Raw genomic sequence first — 2,267 nt, forward strand, 5'->3', positions numbered from 1 at the left:
ATGCTTAAAGTGTCGTCTGAGGTAAGAATGCTTTTCATCTCATCAATAGAGTTTCGCTCAAAACGACTGAAGATCACTGTAACCACCTAACGTCGCAAGCAAAGGCGAGCGATAGCGAGTCCAGCACCGTAGGTGCGATTTTGGCTTGCTTTGTTAAGGCTTTTCATGATGAATAATTATAGGCTCAATATTTACATCTCTTAGCGAAATAATGATGCTTTTAGGGCAGCCACTAGCACCGCAAATATAGGCCCCAAAACCAAGTTCTAGTCCTCTTGGGGCTTCGATATTTTCTGATCCGATCGACCCTCCTGAAACTAACACTGAACTCAACACAGGGTTATGTATATTAACTAAATACTTTCGAGGCACTTCAAATTTACTATCTGGACAAACAAGTAATATCGACTTCAATGTTTTGCCACCTGCGCTCGCATATAGACTCAGAGAACAACCTCCTCTCAATTGATAAGTAGCGCTTTCAGGCTGCAATATCAAATTCCTTGTTGCATTGGCAAAAAATGACCAAGACATAAAAAAGAGGAAGAAGAATAGTCTAAGCATAGATTGAGCCTTAACGATTTGCATATGGGGATTTTAGGAGCGCTTTTCCAGCGAGTAAAATTCCCACCATGATGCACTTGTTATAACTACTTTCCATTCAACCTTTTCCTTAAAAATAGCAAAAGTGCTAAAACGACTAAACCAATAAATAACAAAGAGGCACCAATAGACTCACTTTCGTAGAAAAAATATGATCCTCTAAATCCAATAAATCTTTCCTGCGTATCGGTGCAAGCACTTATATTTAGTAAACTCTGCATCAATGTCCCACCACATAAAGTAAATGAGTTTATTGAATTTGCCAGTAAGGAAATAGCGACTAAACAAATAAGAGTGATTGAAACTAGTTTTTTCATCAGAAGCTTCGGGAGTTATAACGCCTCGTTAAGCGGATAAAATGGTTGGCTATAATCGCGAAGCGATAGCCAACTGATTTTATTCCGTTTAAACGACTTGTTGGGCATTTGTGCTCATGAACACTGAAACTTGAGGTTTTAGTTTTTCAAAAAACACTGTGATTATTTGTAAATAAAACTCTATAAATTCAAAACTAATTTCAATAACACCACCAATACTACCCTTTAAATTCGCAATATTTAGTTGCTGAAGCTTATTAGTAAGTATTCCATTATTGTGTACGATTTCATTACGAACTTTATATAAAATTCCTATATATTTTGACTCTTCAATTAATGTATTCATATTGAAATTTTCAACTGTTGATAAATGGTCGATACATTTTTCTATTTTGGATTTTCGTGTCTTATACTTGGCAAGGTCGAATTTATGCCCAGAAATGGATGAAGTAAGCTCACAAAGTTTGTACAAGGCAGACTCAACCAAAGATGAAGCCGTTATTATGATAGATTGTCTATGTAAAAACTCATACTTGATAACAGTTTCTATGTAATCTAAATTGAAACTCTCACCGATATCTTGATGTTCGCATTCAGGTGCTTGTTCAATGCTAGATGTCAGTTTTAATTCCAATTCATTTGCTCGATCAGACCAGACTGCTTCAATAGTTTCATTAAACCTTTTAAGTCGAGCAGTTTCATTTATATAATTATGGCAAAAGAAACATAACCCATTTTCAAAGAAATCCATTGCTACCTCTGATGCCTAACAGGGTATTACTGCGAATTCTCGGTAACAACCAGCATTAGTAATGCCTCAATCTCACCACTTCGCAAACATTCCCCGATTTTAACAGCACAATAGCCGAAATTACTACTCTTAGCTGAGTTGGTTATTTTGGTGAAAGCGAGAATTGTAATTTACAGAGGTCTCTGTAAATCCGACAAGTGCTTTATTTATATTTTTACTATCAAACACATAGAAAAATTACGCTGCTGAAAACGAGCCTTTAGGTGCGTGAAAGCGAGAATTTCCACTCTAAGTTCTATACCGTGAATCGACACCAAGCTATAAGAAACAACGGCTTGATAACATCAAAGCGTTGAACACAAACACAGCTCTCAAGCTCCGCAGTTCTCCCCACGCCGCACCTGCGGACTTGATCTAGCGTTTTTTCTGCATGTGCAAAATTGCTAAGAACCGCCTTAGAGCTAGCCTAAAGCGCGTAACTAACATCATTGGGAGTTCCGCATATTTCGCATTTTTGTCGCCTTAGAATGCGTTTGTGAATCAGGCTGGAATCATCACTAAGATTCAATGAATAGGGCTATGCTTCGGAAAGGGGT

General features: G+C 37.5%; 2 protein-coding genes. Both read right to left on the minus strand.

The window, feature by feature from the left end; genetic code table 11:
• Positions 1 to 153: 153 nt before the first annotated feature.
• Positions 154 to 564 (minus strand): hypothetical protein, encoded by a 411-nt coding sequence (locus tag HJG39_RS19070; protein WP_268411983.1) that lies wholly within the window; start codon positions 562 to 564, stop codon positions 154 to 156.
• Positions 565 to 1,008: 444 nt separating this feature from the next.
• Positions 1,009 to 1,671, minus strand: a complete 663-nt coding sequence (locus tag HJG39_RS19075; protein WP_268411985.1) for a hypothetical protein — start codon at positions 1,669 to 1,671, stop codon at positions 1,009 to 1,011.
• Between the last annotated feature and the right edge of the window lie 596 nt (positions 1,672 to 2,267).

The organism is Alteromonas sp. a30 (assembly GCF_026788005.1).
Classification (GTDB): domain Bacteria; phylum Pseudomonadota; class Gammaproteobacteria; order Enterobacterales; family Alteromonadaceae; genus Paraneptunicella.